We start from the raw sequence: 1,356 nt of genomic DNA on the forward strand, positions 1-1,356 counted from the left end.
CGTTTGAGATACGTGCAAGAGCTTGCTAGCTTTTGGCTCAAAACTGGTGAGTGGTATGTCTGTTACCGCCAATATCGTGAAACGCATCAAATACACTCCCAAAGGGCAGCCATTCGGCATCGGTCGATTTGTTGACGCAGGTTCTCGCACAGCTGTGGCCAAAACCTTATCTCGCCTGGCTGCATCAGGTGAGTTGGAGCGATTGAGTCGCGGTATTTATATGCGACCAAAGCTCAGTCATTTCGCTGGTTACGTGCGACCAAGTACCCAATCAGTTCTCCGAATAATCGCTAGACGTAATCGCGAGATTATTCAGGTGCATGGTGCAGAAGCGGTCAGGGCTTTCGGGTTGAGTACCCAGATGCAAATCAAACCAGTTTTTTACACGAGCGGTGCGAGTCGCAAGGTAAAGGTTGGTGGTGTGCTAGTACACTTGCTCCACGTCTCCCCCGAGAAACTGCAGCATGCCGGCACCCACGTTGGATTAGCGCTTTGCGCCCTCTTCTACTTAGGCAAAAAAGGCCTGAATGACACCGTCATAAACAGTATAAAAGCCAAGATGACCCCGTCTGAATTCAAGYGGCTCGCAGACAGTGATATTCCCGTCTGGATGCAGATTGCGCTCCATCAAGCTATTTAAATCTGATTGGCCCCGGGCGTACGCTCTGTTGGATTCACCTGGTTTTACGATGGAGACGCGATGAACTCTTCAAAGACTGCTCAGCGCCAGGCACGCAAAAAACGAGATTTTCCCCGAATTTACGAGATCGGTGTGCCCTGCTAAGCTTGCCGCCTGTGCTGTGGGATTTGTTGGTGACGGTTCACTGTCACCTCCCCCCGCAGACTCTCATCTGAGCGTCCCGTTGCTCGCACACTCCGAACTGATGAACACCCAAACCACTGCTAGTCGTCAGGTAAAAAAAGCCGAATTGCGCGAAGCCGCGATCGCCGTATTTTGGGATTTCAGCACCAATCGCGTATCGCTCGAAGATTCAGAGCGGCTGCTTCAGATCAAAACCGGCTTTTCCTCTCAGCTTTTACACGTGGTTCGCATAGCCTTTGAGCTTCAGGAGTGCAGCTTGGAGCAGCTCCTCGACTCGTCAATCTCCACGCTCAAGCGGCGTAGCCGTGAACAAATGCCCCTCAACTCCATCGCATCAGAACGGCTAGATCGAGTTGCCTTTGTTTGTCTTTTAGCTGAAAGGGTGTTCCAAAACAGAAATACGGCCGCATGCTGGATGTCTAAACCAAACAATGCCCTTGGCGGAGATACGCCGGTCATGCTCTGTGGAACTGAAATCGGAGGCAAGCAGGTTCGTCGGGTACTTCAGGCGCTGGAATGGGGAGGTACTGTCT

Annotated in this window: 2 protein-coding genes; both read left to right on the plus strand. The window is 51.8% G+C overall.

The window, feature by feature from the left end; all coding sequences use genetic code 11:
- The first annotated feature begins 55 nt into the window (after positions 1 to 55).
- The gene (locus ACXRVY_RS29385) at positions 56 to 640 is read left to right on the plus strand and encodes a DUF6088 family protein (protein WP_458239005.1); all 585 of its coding nucleotides are present in this window, start codon (positions 56 to 58) and stop codon (positions 638 to 640) included.
- A 244-nt stretch (positions 641 to 884) separates the two neighbouring features.
- A partial coding sequence (locus ACXRVY_RS29390) for an antitoxin Xre/MbcA/ParS toxin-binding domain-containing protein (protein WP_457265890.1) occupies positions 885 to 1,356 on the plus strand: 472 nt, incomplete at its 3' end.

The organism is Pseudomonas sp. P5_A2_2, assembly GCF_054177685.1.